Origin of the sequence: Nocardia sp. NPDC050630, assembly GCF_044457245.1 — a bacterium.
GTDB lineage: Bacteria > Actinomycetota > Actinomycetes > Mycobacteriales > Mycobacteriaceae > Nocardia.
The window spans coordinates 69,648-85,347 of record NZ_JBITGN010000026.1; the positions used below are offsets into that span (position 1 = coordinate 69,648).

Annotated in this window: 12 protein-coding genes; 7 read left to right on the forward strand and 5 right to left on the reverse strand. The window is 66.2% G+C overall.

Annotation, left to right across the window (positions count from 1 at the left end; all coding sequences use genetic code 11):
• Positions 1 to 29 precede the first annotated feature (29 nt).
• Both acs and ACIBG0_RS37480 read left to right on the forward strand, forming a co-directional pair.
• Positions 30 to 1,958 (forward strand): acetate--CoA ligase, encoded by a 1,929-nt coding sequence (gene acs, locus ACIBG0_RS37475; protein ID WP_397039573.1) that lies wholly within the window; start codon positions 30 to 32, stop codon positions 1,956 to 1,958.
• A gap of 326 nt (positions 1,959 to 2,284) precedes the next feature.
• The gene (locus ACIBG0_RS37480) at positions 2,285 to 2,725 is read left to right on the forward strand and encodes a Rieske (2Fe-2S) protein (protein ID WP_397039575.1); all 441 of its coding nucleotides are present in this window, start codon (positions 2,285 to 2,287) and stop codon (positions 2,723 to 2,725) included.
• A 55-nt stretch (positions 2,726 to 2,780) separates the two neighbouring features.
• Here ACIBG0_RS37480 and ACIBG0_RS37485 read toward each other — a convergent pair whose 3' ends face one another.
• Positions 2,781 to 3,248: a VOC family protein gene (locus tag ACIBG0_RS37485; RefSeq protein WP_357474891.1), complete on the reverse strand. Its 468-nt coding sequence runs from the start codon at positions 3,246 to 3,248 to the stop codon at positions 2,781 to 2,783.
• 93 nt (positions 3,249 to 3,341) lie between these two features.
• Positions 3,342 to 4,295, reverse strand: coding sequence for a hypothetical protein (locus tag ACIBG0_RS37490; protein ID WP_397039577.1), 954 nt, complete (start codon positions 4,293 to 4,295; stop codon positions 3,342 to 3,344).
• A 77-nt stretch (positions 4,296 to 4,372) separates the two neighbouring features.
• Between ACIBG0_RS37490 and lspA the strand changes: the two genes are divergently transcribed.
• The 3 genes from lspA to ACIBG0_RS37505 all read left to right on the forward strand — a co-directional run bounded on the left by lspA (position 4,373) and on the right by ACIBG0_RS37505 (position 6,717).
• On the forward strand, positions 4,373 to 5,074 hold the full coding sequence (gene lspA, locus ACIBG0_RS37495) for a signal peptidase II (protein WP_397039580.1): 702 nt from the start codon (positions 4,373 to 4,375) through the stop codon (positions 5,072 to 5,074).
• A gap of 64 nt (positions 5,075 to 5,138) precedes the next feature.
• Entirely contained in the window at positions 5,139 to 6,065 is a 927-nt protein-coding gene (locus ACIBG0_RS37500) for an RluA family pseudouridine synthase (RefSeq protein ID WP_397039583.1), read from the forward strand.
• A complete protein-coding gene (locus tag ACIBG0_RS37505; RefSeq protein ID WP_397039585.1) occupies positions 6,058 to 6,717 on the forward strand; it encodes a hypothetical protein in 660 nt (219 codons plus the stop codon). Before ACIBG0_RS37500 ends, ACIBG0_RS37505 begins: the two co-directional genes overlap by 8 nt.
• Before the next feature lie 70 nt (positions 6,718 to 6,787).
• Here the strand turns inward: ACIBG0_RS37505 and ACIBG0_RS37510 are convergent, their stop codons facing one another.
• Together ACIBG0_RS37510 and ACIBG0_RS37515 are read right to left on the reverse strand one after the other, a co-directional pair.
• Entirely contained in the window at positions 6,788 to 7,606 is an 819-nt protein-coding gene (locus tag ACIBG0_RS37510; protein WP_397039588.1) for a PhzF family phenazine biosynthesis protein, read from the reverse strand.
• A 79-nt stretch (positions 7,607 to 7,685) separates the two neighbouring features.
• Positions 7,686 to 10,109 (reverse strand): HAD-IC family P-type ATPase, encoded by a 2,424-nt coding sequence (locus ACIBG0_RS37515; protein WP_397039591.1) that lies wholly within the window; start codon positions 10,107 to 10,109, stop codon positions 7,686 to 7,688.
• On the opposite strand from ACIBG0_RS37515, the gene rarD reads away from it, so the two are divergent.
• Positions 10,108 to 11,064, forward strand: coding sequence for an EamA family transporter RarD (gene rarD, locus ACIBG0_RS37520; protein ID WP_397039593.1), 957 nt, complete (start codon positions 10,108 to 10,110; stop codon positions 11,062 to 11,064). The genes ACIBG0_RS37515 and rarD overlap by 2 nt on opposite strands.
• A gap of 132 nt (positions 11,065 to 11,196) precedes the next feature.
• Complete coding sequence (locus ACIBG0_RS37525; RefSeq protein ID WP_397039604.1) at positions 11,197 to 12,126, forward strand: ADP-ribosylglycohydrolase family protein; 930 nt, start codon at positions 11,197 to 11,199, stop codon at positions 12,124 to 12,126.
• 96 nt (positions 12,127 to 12,222) lie between these two features.
• Here ACIBG0_RS37525 and ACIBG0_RS37530 read toward each other — a convergent pair whose 3' ends face one another.
• The gene (locus ACIBG0_RS37530; protein WP_397039606.1) at positions 12,223 to 15,474 is read right to left on the reverse strand and encodes an arabinosyltransferase domain-containing protein; all 3,252 of its coding nucleotides are present in this window, start codon (positions 15,472 to 15,474) and stop codon (positions 12,223 to 12,225) included.
• Positions 15,475 to 15,700: the final 226 nt, after the last annotated feature.

Here is a 15,700-nt window from a genome sequence, read left to right on the forward strand (position 1 = left end):
CCTGATTGTTTCGAGAGGAAAGATCGACGTTGACCAGCGCAACCACCGACCCGACCACCTACCCGCCGGATGCGGCATTCGCCGCTAGCGCCAATGCCGGTGCGGCACTGTACGATCGCGCCGCCGCCGATCGGCTGGAGTTCTGGGCCGAACAGGCTCGGCGGTTGCACTGGCATCGGCCGTGGACGCAGATCCTCGACTGGAGCGACGCACCGGTCGCGAGATGGTTCGTCGACGGCAAACTCAATGTCGCCTACAACTGCGTGGACCGGCACGTGCTCGACGGGTACGGCGAGCAGGTGGCCATCCATTGGGAAGGCGAGCCGGGTGACTCTCGGGTAATCACCTACGCCGAGTTGCTCGCCGAAGTATCAAGGGCGGCAAATTATTTCACCGAACTCGGGCTGCGGACCGGCGATCGGGTCGCCATCTATATGCCGATGGTGCCGGAGGCGATCGTCGCCATGCTGGCCTGCGCCCGGCTCGGGCTCACCCATTCGGTGGTATTCGCCGGATTCTCGCCGACCGCCCTGCGCCAGCGGGTCGATGACGCCGGGGCCCGCTTGGTGATCACCACCGACGGGCAGTGGCGGCGCGGTACCGCCGCACCGCTGAAGGCCGCCGTCGACGAGGCGCTGGCCGATGGCAAGCACACCGTTGAGCACGTACTCGTGGTGCGGCGCACCAATATCGAGGTGCCGTGGACCGAGGGCCGTGATCTGTGGTGGCACGACACGGTCACCGACGCATCCCCGGATCACCAGGCGCAGGCCTTCGACGCCGAGCATCCGCTGTTCATCCTTTACACCTCCGGCACCACCGGAAAACCCAAGGGCATCCTGCACACCACCGGCGGCTATCTGACCCAGGCGGCCTACACCCACCACAATGTCTTCGATCACCGAGCGGGACAAGACGTTTACTGGTGCACCGCCGATATCGGTTGGGTCACCGGACACAGCTATATCGTCTACGGACCGCTCGCCAACCGCGCGACCCAGGTCGTCTACGAGGGCACTCCCAACTCCCCCGATGAGCACCGGCATTTCGCCATCATCGAAAAGTACGGCGTCACCATCTATTACACCGCCCCCACGCTGGTGCGGACCTTCATGAAGTGGGGTCGCGAGATTCCCGATGCGCACGATCTGACCTCGCTGCGGCTGCTCGGCAGCGTCGGCGAACCGATCAACCCGGAAGCCTGGCGCTGGTACCGAGACGTATTGGGCGGCGATAAGACTCCCATTGTGGATACCTGGTGGCAGACCGAGACCGGTGCCATCATGATCTCCCCCCTGCCGGGCGTGACTGCGGCCAAACCGGGTGCGGCCATGACCCCGCTACCCGGCATTTCCGCGAAGATCGTCGACGACGACGGAGCCGAACTCGAGCACGGTCGCGCCGGACTGCTCGTGCTGGATCAACCGTGGCCGTCCATGCTGCGCGGAATCTGGGGTGATATGGACCGGTTCCGCGAGACCTACTGGGACCGATTCGCCGACCGCGGCTGGTATTTCGCCGGTGACGGAGCCAAGCTCGACGACGACGGCGACCTCTGGGTGCTCGGCCGTGTCGACGATGTCATGAATGTCTCCGGTCACCGGATCTCCACCGCCGAGGTCGAATCCGCACTCGTCGGACATGCGTCGGTCGCGGAGGCCGCAGTGGTCGGTGCGAACGACGCGACCACCGGACAGGCCATCGTCGCCTTCGTTATTCTCACCGCGGGCGCGCACGACTCCGGCGCTGCGCTGATCGGTGAGCTGAAAGCCGCTGTCTCCCAGGAGATCAGCCCAATCGCCCGCCCGAGGGAGATCCATATCGTCCCGGAACTCCCGAAAACCCGCAGCGGCAAGATCATGCGCCGCCTGCTCCGCGATGTCGCAGAGGGTCGAGAACTCGGCGATACGTCGACCCTCGTCGATCCGAAGGTCTTCGAGGCCATCGCCCGCGGATAGGCGCCGCCCCACGGCGGACCCGGCCACCACGATGATGAGGGGGACCGGGTCCGCCGCTCCACCTCAGAGCTCGATAACCCGACGATCGAGATGGCGTCGTAGTCCCCGTTCCGGGGCACGATCGCAATGTCGTATGCCATCGCCGTAGCGGCGATCCAGCTGTCGTTGATCGGCACGAATCGGACACGCCGCGAGACACGCCGCTGGACCTTCTACTGCGGGGTGGGTGTTGAACCGCTCGCCGGTCTGCCACGTAGACAGATCGAACTGCGGCGCCGGTGGCCGCGCCGGGATTCAACGGCATCCCCTTCTGATCGGAGTCCGCTATGACCAATGATGATTTCGTCCTCGACCGCCGCCGCGTGGTAGTCGCAGGAGCAGGCGCGGCAGCCGTCATGGCGGCACTTACCGCGTGCACCACCGACGCCCCCGCGGCCGAACCAGCCAAGGCCGCCGGACCTACCGGCCCGAATGTGGCAGCCGGACAGCCCAATGCCATCGCCTCGACCGCGGAGGTGCCGGTCGGCGGCGGAGTGATCAAGGGCGATGTGGTGGTGACGCAGCCGAAGGCCGGATCCTTCGTCGGCCTGTCCTCGGCCTGCACGCATGCGGGTTGCAAGGTCGCGACTGTTTCCGGCGGCACCATCAACTGTGCCTGCCACGGTAGCAAATTCGGTCTCGACGGCTCGGTTGTCAACGGTCCGGCCACCCAGCCACTTGTTCCGAAATCCGTTCGCGTCGAGGGTGACTCGATCGTCCCGGGTTAGTCAGCGCAGCACCCGCCGCGCGGCACACCTACCGCGTGGCGGATCGCACCAACCCTCACGCCCCGCCGAACAATTCGGCCATTCGCCGGTCCATCTCATCCGGCGGCACATCCTCGACGTGCGTGGCCACGGTCCACCGGTGGCCCCACGGATCCTCGAACGCACCACTGCGATCGCCGTAGAACTGCGTGGTCATGGGGGTGAGTTCCTTGGCGCCGGCCGCGAGGGCGGCGCTGAAGGCAGCGTCGGCGTCTTCGACATAGACGTAAAGATTCACCGGCGTGCCGCCGACCGTCTTCGGGTCGAGGAAATCCATATCCGGAGCCGGATCGCCGACCATGATGAGCGAATTGCCGAAGGTGAGTTCGCAGTGCGCGATCTTGCCGTCCGGTCCCGGCATGCGCATCCGCTCCGATGCGCCGAAAATATTCTTGTAGAAGTCGATGGCGGCAGCGGCCCCATCGATTGCCAACCCCGGCGAGACCACCGGATATCCCTCGGGGATCGGTTTCACATCGGACATGAGTTACCTCCGATCGAGGCGTTTGTCGGACAGGTGCGAGCCTATTCCTCACTCCGCGGACGACATGCCTGATCGGCGCAAACAGCTACGGACTCATTCGTTCCAGGTGACCTGCGTATTGATCGTCTGCTGCAGCATGCTCGCGCTGCGCGGATCGCGGTAGGCCTGATGTCCGCCGACGGTGATCGAGCCCGCGACCGGCAGTGGCAGACCGAGATCGACGGTAATGGTGCCCGAGCCCTGCATGATGTAGTCCTTGATATCGAGATTGCCCGCATTATTGGGCAGCGACCACACCTGCGACTTCGGTTTCTGGTTCACCTCGAGTTCAATGGTCAACCGGTCGCCCTCGCGCTTGGTCAGCGTCGCGGTGGTCACCTGATCGAGTGCGACACCGCCGTCGACCTCCTGCCGCACGGTCCACACCGCACCCTCACCGACCGGTTGGTCTGGAAATGTGATCGAGCGGTAGACCGCTTGATAGAAGGCCTGTTCCAAGGCCGCGCGAGCGGTATTGGAAGTATCCGGCGCCGGGGCAAGCCGCAGCGCGGTGATCGCGCCGAGTTCACTCATATCGAATCCGGCGTGCGAACCATCTGCGGCGGTGAGCGCTTTGGCCAGCGACGGATCCGGGCTGGAAATGGTGCCGAGAGTCAGCTCGACGCTGTCACTATCGGTCTGCGCCGTCATCGGAATCGTCAGCGCGGGCGAGGAGAAATCACTGGGCGGCTGATCATTGATCTGCTGCTCGATGTGATGGTCGGTGCGCAGCGTCACCTGCTGCACCGTGCCCGCAGGATAATCGGGACGCAGCAGCGACCGCGGCTCGTCACCCGCAGAGACGACGGTGGCGACCGCGGCCGAAATCGGCACGGTCACCTCCTTGCCGATGCCGACCGGCTCGGTGCTGTCGGACTCGACGCGCGACTCGGCACCGTCACCGCAGCCGACACCGAACGCGGACAATCCGACCGCGAGCACCATCAGCAGCACACCCGAACGCGCGATTCGGGGCACGTGGGAGGAAGACAACACCGTCACGAGCATCAGAGTACGACCGCTTCCTGAGTGTCAGCTGGGACATGCAGGTGACCGCGTGCGTAGCGCGAATCGTTACTCGAGAGATGATGGTCGGCGTGAGTGACGACCGGCCGCCCGAGGACAACTCCGCCGATAACGCGGTTCCCCCCGGCGACGACGCAGAAATTCCGGCCTCGACCGTCGATACCGGCCACCCCGCCGCACCGCGGCGGCTACGCACGCTGCTGATCATCGCCGCGGTATTGCTCGGCCTGGATCTGCTGACCAAGACCATTGTCGTGGCCGAGCTGACCCCGGGCGATCCGGTGCCGATCATCGGCGATTTCGCCCGGTTGTCGCTGGTACGCAACCCAGGCGCGGCGTTCTCGATGGCCACCGGCATGACCTGGCTGCTAACTCTGGTCGCGGCGGCCGTGGTGATCGGGGTGATCCGGATCGGACGCACGCTGCGCTCGCTGTGGTGGGCGATCGGGCTCGGCATGGTGCTCGGCGGTGCGCTCGGCAATCTGGTCGACCGGTTGTTCCGTGCGCCCGGACCCCTGCAGGGGCATGTGGTGGACTTCATCGCCGTCGGCTGGTGGCCGGTATTCAACCTGGCCGACTCCTCGATAGTGTGCGGTGCGATCCTGCTGGTGGTGCTGACGGTCTTCGGCTTCGAACCCGATGGCACGCGCGCCGGACACGATCACACCGAAGAGACGGCCACCGAAACCGCCGTGGAACCGGACGAGCCTTCGGACAACGGCGCCAATGGTGCGGCCAGCAGTAAGGGGAATGCGGCGTGAGCGCGCGAACCATGTCACAGCGAGCTTCGCTCATGGCGGAACCGAGCCGCAGCGGGGTACACGCATGAGGGAAACCCGAACCATGCCGGTACCCGACGGACTCGACGGCATGCGCGTCGACGCCGGGCTGTCCCGACTGCTCGGGCTGTCCCGTACCGCCGTCGCCGCGCTGGCCGAAGAGGGTTCGGTGCAGCTCGACGGCGTCGCCGCGGGCAAATCCGATCGGCTGGTGGCAGGGGCCTGGCTGGAGGTCGAATTCCCGGAACCGAAGCGGGAACTCACCATCGAGCCCGAGCCGGTCGAGGGTATGAAGATCCTCTACGCCGACGATGACATCGTCGCGGTCGACAAGCCGGTCGGCGTCGCGGCGCACACCGGTGTCGGGTGGACCGGGCCGACGGTGATCGGCGGGCTGGCCGCGGCGGGCTATCGCATCTCGACCTCGGGCGCGCACGAGCGGCAGGGCATTGTCCACCGGCTCGATGTCGGCACCTCCGGAGTGATGGTCGTCGCGCAGTCCGAACACGCCTACACCGTGCTCAAGCGGGCATTCAAGCAGCGCACCATCGATAAGCGCTATCACGCGCTGGTACAGGGACATCCGGATCCGAGCAGCGGCACCATCGATGCGCCGATCGGCCGGGCCCGCGGCGATGCCTGGAAGTTCGCGGTCACCGCGGACGGGCGACCGAGCATTACCCACTACGACACCGTCGAGGCGTTCCAGGCGGCCAGCCTGCTCGATATTCATCTGGAAACCGGGCGCACCCACCAGATCCGGGTGCACTTCTCCGCGATCCGGCACCCATGTTGTGGTGATCTCACCTATGGTGCGGATCCGCGGCTGGCGGAACGGCTGGGGCTCGAGCGGCAGTGGCTGCATGCGCGTTCGCTGGGGTTCACCCACCCGGCCGATGGCCGGTATATGGAGATCACCAGCGAGTATCCGGACGACCTGAAGCACGCTCTCGACGTGTTGCGCAATGCCTGAAACATTGCGCCGCATCGCCATTGCAGGCGGGGCCGTCGGTTTCGTGGTGCTGATCGTGGTGCTCGGTGTGCTCGATCCGCCACGACCGTCCGGCATTTCGACCGATCGACTCGGCCCGGAACGGGGTGAGCATGTCGCGGATTATCTTGCGCGGGCTCAGGATTCGCTTTCCAGTACGGACGCGGCGGAGCACTGGGCGCTGGTCTCGTTCACCGAACCCGTTACCCCAGAACAGATTCCGGCACATAGCGGCGGCCTGCGCATCGCCGCGGCCAGCCACCATGTGTCGATCCCGCGGGTGAATACCCCGATCGTCACCGTGCAATTGCCCGCCGGAAACGCGGTAGCCGTGGCGTCCGCCGACAATGCCGCCTGGCAACTACTGGCACAGCACGCGCCCGACGAACGCATCGACCGCATCAATACGGTATCGGCGGCTCGGTTGCGCTCCGGGTGCGCATGCACCGTCGGTCTCGTGGTCCGGGGATCGCTGCCCGAACTCCGAAATCTCGCGGCTCAGAACGGTATCCGTGCCGTACAGGCGCTGCCCGCCGACGCGGTCGCCACCAGTTTCGCCATAGTGCCGCTACTGCCGGAGTACGAGGGCATCGCGCTGCCTGGCACCGATGACGGACCCGTGCCGGATCAGTAACTCTGCGCGGCCCTCATCTGCTGGTCTGGTCGACGATGGGCAAAGGACCCGAAGGTCGCGACCGACCTGGTCAATCCGGCAGTGTCACAACACCGTCCAGGTACCGGCGGCAGCGGCCGATGAGCAGTACCCGATCGCCCGCGAGTTCACAGCGCAGCCTGCCGCCGCGCCGCGACAGCTGACGGGCGCTGAGTTCGGTCCGGCCGAATTCGCGGCTCCACAGCGGAACCAGCTGTGCGTGCGCCGATCCGGTGACCGGATCCTCGGCCACGCCGAGATCCGGACCGAAGACCCGGGAGACGAAGTCCACGGTATCGCCGGGCGCGGTGATCACCGCATCGAAGGCCAGCGGTGGGAACGCCGCGTAATTCGGCCGCGCCTCGCGCACCTCGCGTTCGGAACCCACCACGATCACCTCGTCGAATCCGGTGTAGGCGCGCACCGCGCGCACGCCGAGCGCATCGGCCAGCACGGGATCGGGTGTGATCTCCTCGGATTCCAGCGCGGGCAGGTCGAGTACGTATTCGTCGTCATCGGTGCGGTCGACGTGTAGCCAGCCGCTGCGGGTGAAAAAGCTCACCCGGTCCTCGCCGGGATGGATGTCCTCCAGAATCTGCGCGGCCGTCGCCATGGTGGCGTGGCCGCACATATCGACCTCCCTGGTGGGGGTGAACCAGCGCAGGTGCACGGCGGGCCACTCCCCAGGTGGACCGCCCGCCTCGACGGGTAATTGCGAGGTGTAGAAGGCGGTTTCGGCGAGGTTGTTCTCCTCGGCCAGATGGTGCAACAGCTCGTCCGGCAACCAGACCGGCAGCGGCATGACCGCGGCCGGGTTGCCCGAGAACGGTGCGTCGGCGAACGCGTCGATCTGGTGCAGCAATACCTCCATAGTCGAGAAGGTACTCCAACTCTGAATGATCGCTTCGCACAAGGTATCTCGCGGCGCGGCGGGTCAGGCGTCCAATTCTTCAGGCGGCCCCGCCCGGTGAGCTCGGAAGTAGCGTGTGCTTCTCGCCCTGAACTGCGGCGGCGATCCACCAGGCGGCCTCGACGAGCACGATGCCGACCCCGCCGCAGATGAACGCCGCAGTGGTGAGTTCGATATTCGAGGGGTCGAGTTTGAAGAAATGCCTGGTGAACGGGATTGTGAACAACAGCACATAGGCGAGGACCGAGGCGCCGATGAGCACCACCTTCCACCACACATACGGCCGGGCCACGATGGCCAGCACCCACACCGCGATCATGATCAGGGTGATGAGCGCGGTGGTGCCCGCCTGTTCCTTCTGCTCGAAGGTGGCATGTGGACCCGCATAGGCGATCAGATACGCGACAAAGGTGGCGATGCCGATCACCACACCGGAGGGAATCGCCAAACGCATGACGCGCGAGACGAATCCGGAGCGGGCGCGTTCGTTGTTCGGAGCCAGCGAGAGGATGAAAGCCGGAATGCCGATGGTGAACCAGGCCGCGATCGTGACATGCCTTGGCAGGAACGGATATCCGATCGGTTCGTAGTCGAAGATCTGCGAACCGACTCCGGCCACGCCGATCAGGAAGGCGAGCAGCACCGAGTACACGGTCTTGGTGAGGAACAGATTCGAAACCCGCTCGATATTGCCGATCACCCGGCGGCCCTCACCGACCACGTACGGAAGTGTCGCGAATTTGTTGTCCAGCAACACGATCTGGGCTACCGCGCGGGTGGCGGGGCTGCCCGACCCCATGGCGACACCGATATCGGAATCCTTCAGCGCCAGTACGTCGTTCACACCGTCACCGGTCATGGCCACGGTGTGGCCGCGAGATTGCAAGGCGCCCACCATGGCTCGCTTCTGGTCCGGGCGCACCCGACCGAAGGTGGTCTCACGCTCGAGCACATCGGCGAGTGCCGCACGGTCTTCAGGCAATTCGCGGGCGTCGACCGCGTGATCGCCGCCACGAAGGTCGAGTGAGGATGCCACCGCGCCGACCGATACGGCATTGTCGCCGGAGATCACCTTGATCGAAACCTGCTGGCTGGCAAAATAATCGAGAGTCTCACGGGCATCGGGGCGCACCTTCTGCTCCAGCACGACCAGAGCCGCGGGGTCGACGACGCCCGGCGCGTCGGCGGCATCGACCGGACGATCGCTGCGCGCGAGCAGCAGAATGCGCAGCCCCGAGGAGCCGAGTTCCTCTGCGACACGGGCATCTTCGGAACTCGGCTCGAGCAGCACATCGGGCGCGCCGAGCAGCCAGTCGCCGTGCTCGCCGTAGGAGAACCCGCTCCACTTCTTCGCCGAGGAGAACGGCGCGACCGCGGTGTGCCGCCAAGCCGGCTTATCGGCGAGTTCCTCGCCGATGGCCTGCACGCTCGCATTCGGGCGCGGGTCGTCGGCGGCCATGGCCGCCAAGGCCTGTCGCACCTCGGCGTCGTCGAATGTGCCGAGCGTCTTGATATCCGATAGGCGCATTCCGTTCTCGGTCAGCGTGCCGGTCTTATCCGCGCACACCACATCGACGCGGGCCAGCCCCTCGATGGCGGGCAATTCCTGCACCAGACATTTGCGCCTACCGAGACGCACCACACCGACCGCGAAGGCGACCGAGGTCATCAGGACAAGCCCCTCGGGCACCATCGGCACCAGCGCCGCGACCATGCCGGTGACAGCGGGCCGCCAGGACTCCTTACTCGAGAACAGCTGGTTGTAGATGCTGAGCAGACCCGCCGGAATCAACAGATAGGTGATGACCTTGAGGATGGTGTCGATACCGCTGCGCAATTCGGACTTGACCAGCGTGAACTTACTCGCTTCTTCGGCCAGTTCGGCGGCGTAGGCATTCCGACCGACCTTCGTCGCACGGTAGGACCCGGAACCGGAGACGACGTAGCTGCCCGACATCACCGAGGCACCGATCGACTTGTCCACCGGATCGGCCTCACCGGTGAGCAGCGATTCGTCGACCTCGAGCAGTGCGGACTCCTCGACCGTGCCATCGACGACGATCTGGTCGCCGGGTCCGAGCTCGATCAGATCGTCGAGCACGACCTCCTTCGTCGCCACCTCGCGCGACTGTCCGTCGCGGCGCACGGTCGGCTTGGCCTGGCTGACAATGGCCAACTGATCGAGGGTGCGCTTGGCACGGATCTCCTGGATGATGCCGACCGCACTATTGGCGATGATCAGCAGACCGAACATACCGTCGATAATCGAGCCGGTCGCCAGCACCAGGATGAACAGCACTCCGAGGATGGCATTGATCCTGGTGAAGACATTCGCACGAACGATGTCGCGTACGGATCGGCTCGCCCGGTCCGGCACGTCATTGGTCAGCCCGTCGCGGCGACGTTGCTCGACCTCCGCGGCGGTCAGCCCGGTGAGGGCCGTATGGGGCACGGTAATCGACATGACCGCCAGGCTACCGAGAACTACCGTCGGTAGGGTGCAGCGAAGCAGGACGGTCCCAGGTGTGGTGTTCGGGACAGGCGCATTTCTGATCTGGGGGCTGTTTCCGGCGTACTTCGGGTTGCTGGCCTTCGCCAATCCGGCCGAGGTGGTGGCGCAGCGGATTCTGTGGACATTGGTGCTGGTGCTCATCGTGCTGGCGATAACAGGGCAGCTCCGTGGGCTGCGCGGCATCGCGGCGCGGACCTGGCGGATGGCGGCGGTGGCCATCACGGCGCTATCGATCAACTGGGGTGTGTATGTCTACGGCGTCACCTCCGGGCATGTGGTGGAGTGTGCGCTCGGGTATTTCATCAATCCGCTGGTGACGGTGGCATTCGGTGTGCTGATCTTCCGTGAGCGGTTGGCCAGGGCGCAGTGGGCGGCGCTGGGGCTGGGTGCGTCGGCGGTCGCCGTACTCACCGTCGATTACGGCCGACCTCCGCTCATCGCGCTGGCACTGGCCTGTTCATTCGCCACCTACGGGCTGGTGAAGAAGGTGATACCGCTGGACGCGCTGCATGGAATCGCGGCCGAGGGTCTGGTCGCCGCGCCGTTCGCGCTCGCCTTCGTGATCGTCTTCGCGGTCACCGGGCGCAGCGAATTCGCCAGTGGCATCGCACATTCCGGACTGATGATCTCGACCGGTCCGGTAACCCTGTTGCCGCTGCTGCTGTTCGCCGTTGCCGCGCAACGGGTTCCGCTCTCGACCATGGGATTGCTGCAATACCTCACGCCCGCGTTGCAGATGGCCTGGGGCGTGGCCGTCGCGCATGAGCCGATGCCCGCGTCGCGATGGGCCGGTTTCGCGCTCATCTGGGCGGCACTGGCGATTTTCACCGCCGACGCGCTGGTGCGCGGTCGACGGCGAGCCCAGACCACCCAGACCGAACCGGCTAGTTCAGCAGATCGGCACTGACCTGCCCTTCCCAACCATGGCTTCGTAGCGCGGGCACAGTTTTTCCGGCGATCGCTTGTCGATATCGACAGGACGGAATACCCCTTGTCCTCGGGTACATTGGCCGCGAAACCGCAGGCGGCGGAAGGTTTGTTGATGCTGGACGAGGTGCAGCTGGATCGCGCGGCGGGTGTGCTGCTCGGCACCGCTGCGGGCGATGCGCTCGGGGCAGGCTACGAATTCACCTGGCCGGGAACGCAGGTCGCGATCGATATGATCGGCGGCGGGCCATGCCGGTGGGCGCCGGGACAGTGGACCGATGACACCTCGATGGCGATCGCCATCGCACTGGCGGCCGACAAGGGCCCCGGCATCGACCTCGACCAGGTGGCGGCCGGATTCGTCCAGTGGTTCGATTCCGATCCACCGGATATCGGTATCCAGACCCGCGCCGTCCTCTCGGTGCGCCCGCGCTCGGCCCGGGAAATGCAGGTGCAGGCCATGTCGCTGCACGGCAAGACCGGCGGCAACGGTTCGTTGATGCGCACCGCGCCCGTCGCCCTCGCCTATCTCGGCGATGCCGATGAATGCGTCCGCATGGCCGGTGCGATCGGCGCGCTCACCCATCACGATCAGCAGGCGATCGAGGCCTGCAAGATCTGGACCTACGCCATCCGGCACGCCGTCCTCACCGGAACCCTCGACGGTGTCCGCGACTTCGTCGACGCCTCGCCGAGCGCCGCCTACTGGACCCATCTGCTCGACCGAGCCGAAGCCGGTGCTCCGCAGGATTTTTCGAATAACGGCTGGGTCGTCCACGCCCTCCAGACCGCCTGGTGGGCCATCACCACCGCCGACGCCTCCGGTCCGCACCACCTGCCGCGCGCCCTCGAACTCTGCGTCCGCGCGGGCGGCGATACCGACACCACCGCCGCCATCGCGGGCGGCCTGCTCGGCGCCCGCTGGGGCGCCTCGGCCATCCCCGCACCGTGGCGCGAAATCCTGCACGGCTATCCGGGTTTCACCGCTCACGACCTGACCGGACTCGCCACCCGCATCGCCACCAACAGCATCAGCCGCTAGTCGCGGTCGTCCCGCGTACGGACGTTACGAACACTGTCGCAGCCCCGCATTCGGCTGCGGGATCGGCGACCGATTCCCGCCGGGCCTTTCGGACGATCAGTAGGCGGTGTTGATGTGGCCCGGGGCCCACAAGCCGGAGTGGTCCTGTTGGGTGATTTCCGGTTCGGCGGGGTCGGCCTTGGGGTCTATGCGAACGAGTTGTTGAAGTTCGCCCCAGTCTCGCCGCCAATCCTGGTCGAGGTACGTGGCGAGGGTGCGCGGATGCAGGAGCATATTGGACCAGCCGAGTGGGCCGCCACCATCGTGGCTTTGCCACAGGGTGGTGATTTCCGCGCCAGGGCGGTCCGGGAGGATGCGGTAGGCCGGGACCTCGGCGATATTGTCGCGGTGATCGTAGGGTCGCTGGTTGGGGAATTGCAGGCCGACCATCCAGTCGGTGAGAACCGGAACCTGTGAGCCGACAACATCGTTCAGCGTTCTGGTCTGCGGCACCCGCGGCGGGGTGACGGCCAGCCACTGCTTGGGATTGCGGTCGCGGTCGACGGCGACGATGCGGATAACATCGGCGCCGCTGGGGATTTCGCTGAACGGCACGCGCAGGTTGCGCCACGACGGCGCCGGTCCGATATCGATCGGAGTGACCTTGCCCGTGGGCTGCGCGGTGGTCGCGGAATCGGTTGCACCGTACTCGATTTCGAGCGTCTGGCCCGGGGTGACGAGGCCGTCGGCATCGACAGAGCGGATTCGGCCCGCCGCGGTCAGCGCGATAATGCCATGACGGTCACCGGTTTCGGGAAGTCGGTACCAGCCGGTGGTCAGATCGGCGGGCCCTGCGTCTCCGGAGCCGTAGCTGCCCAGTACCGGAGTCGTCGCCGGATTCAGTCCGAAAGGCAGTGCGGCGGTGGCGGTTCCGGCGGTGTTCTCCGACGCCGACTTACTGCTCAGCGCGTCGGCGATACTGCCGGTTGGACTCGAATCATCGTCGGGACGAAGTTCGGCGGCCACACCCGAACCGGTGAATCCGGTACCGGTGCCCGACAGCGTGCTCACCGCATCACCAGTCAGCGGTGCCAGCATGCCCGCATTCGGATCGGTCTCGACCAACACATGACCCGCCAGACCTGCCGTCTTCCCGGTCAGCGCCTCGATATTCGAGCGCGCCAGCGAGAACGCCGGCCCCTGGGCCACGGCCGCCTTGGCGAAGGAGCCGACATCCCAGACCACGAGCAGCGCCAGCGCCATGGTCAGCGGCGGCAGTACCGACACTCGCCACGCGAGACCCGAAACCCGATGCGGAATACCGGGTTCCGGTGCCCGCACATGCCACCACGCGGCGACGGCGAGCAGTGCGGCGGCGGCGAGCAGGAACAGTTTGTTGAGCTCGATACCGGCGATCACCGGCGGCTTGTCCCACCACGGAATACCGTAAGACGAGACGTACCACCACTTATTGGGCCCGGAGAACACCAGCGCGAGCAGGAACGCGACCACCGCGGCGAACAGTGCACGGTAGCGCGGTGCCCGCAAAACCCGCGGGGCGACGGCCATCGCGGTCACCATGGCGACGGCACCGGCGACGCCCGCGTACACACCGAAGTGATGGGTCCACTTAGTCGGCGTGACCATGATCAGCAGCAGCGCGCCCACGGTGACACCGAGAATGCGCCGGGTCGGCCCCGCGGCCAGCAGCGGAATCCGACCGCCCTTGCGCAGCAACACGATGACACACACGATGAGTCCCGCGAGCAGCACGAGCACACCGATTCGGCGGCCGACGGAGCCGTCCGTCTCGCCTTGGAAGAGGTACTGATAGCGCAGATATTCGTTGAACCACTCGACATCCGGGCCGACGATGTGATGGATCCGCTTCATCTCGAACATCGCCGCCAACGGCTGGTCGGCGAACATGATCACCAGCACCACGATACCGGCGGCCACCAGCGGCGCGAGCAGTACGGCATAGCCGACCACGCGTGAACGCAATGGTCCCCGAGTTCCGGTACGGTCCATAATGATTCGCGCGATCGGCCGCAATCCCGCCAGCAGCGCCGCGATACAGATCACACCCGACGGCCCGGCCGTGCAGGCGAAGGCCGCGACCAGAATCGCGAATCCGGCGGGCAACAGCCGCCGGGTGGCAATGGCACGCTCGACCAGACACCACGTGAGCAGCAGTCCCAGCGCGACCGGCGGTTCCGGACGCAGCCCGTTGTCATAGGCCAGCCAGATGGTCAGGAAACCGAGTGCACCGGTCCACATCGCGACGCGGTCGCGCCGGACCGCGACCCCGAGCCGCGGCGCCACCTCACGGCTGAGCAGCAGCCACATCAATACACCGCAGCACAGCGCGGGCAGCCGCACCCACGGACTGGCGATGCTGACCTGCGTCATGACCCGGATAAGATCGTAATATGGTGTGCCGACCGGATTTTCGGGCACCCCGAAGTAAGCGAAGTAGTTGGCCATATAGCCAGCGACACCGGACGCACGGGCCATACCGAACTGATAGCCGTCATCGGAGGTGGTCGACCCGATGAAGTACCAGACCACCATGGTGCCCAGCACCACCGCGTCCAGCAGCGTGAACGTCCACCAGCGCTGCGGCAGGAAGCGGCGCACCCGCCGACCGTCGCGCCGATCGAGTCGATACAACGCCGCTAGGGCGACAATCGTGCAGAGCACCGCGAGCCAGATCGCCGCGCGCTTCACCGGCGTGGGTGTCGAGGAGAACCTGGTATCGAGTTGCGCGGTGACGCGCGCACCATCGGCCGCGGCCAGATCGCTGAAGACGCCCACCAGCTGCGGTCGGTAGTCGCCATTGAGCACCACTGGGAATCCGGGCGCTTCGAATCCGACCAGCGTGGCGGTCGCGCTCGCGTTATCAGCGTGGACGCTGAGTTCACAGCCCGGAACCAGTTCGGCCACCGGCACACTGAGCAATGCCTGATTGCGCAGCACCACATCCAGCCGCGCCGGAGTGTCGGCTCCGGCGTACACGCGGGCGACGAATCCGTAGCGCTCGAGATCCGGCGCGCCATCAGGTCCGGTCGCCGCGAGGGTGCCGCCCTTGGCGCTGAGCTGGTTGATCGCCGTACACGGCAGGGTGGCGTCGAAGGTCAATGGCGCATACGAGATCAGCGGCGCCTCGATACTGCGCGCCGAACCCGCCTGCGGCCAGGTCAGCGTCGCGGCGTCCACACGCACCGGTAGCAGCGGTACCGCCACCGCGAACAGGGCGCCGAGCAGGCCCGCGATCAGCGCGATCGGCCCGGCCCAACCCCTGCGCGTCTTCGATTGTGCCGTCCCGAGTTCGGATTCCTCGACGGACGGCTGCCCCGCCCACACCATAGTGTCAGCCACGGGGCCTGATCCTAACGGTAACTATTTCAAACGAAAGTTCTTGCCGGCGTGCGGCATTGATTCTCAGCAAGCACACAGCTGTCGCGGGCCCCCCCCCGGCGGGCCCCCGGGCGGGGCGGCCCCGGCCCGGCCCCGACCCCCGCCGCAAAACAACAAAAAGCGGATCAGTCCCCCACGCACCCGGGGGGGGGCGGCGGGGATCGGTCGAGCCCGG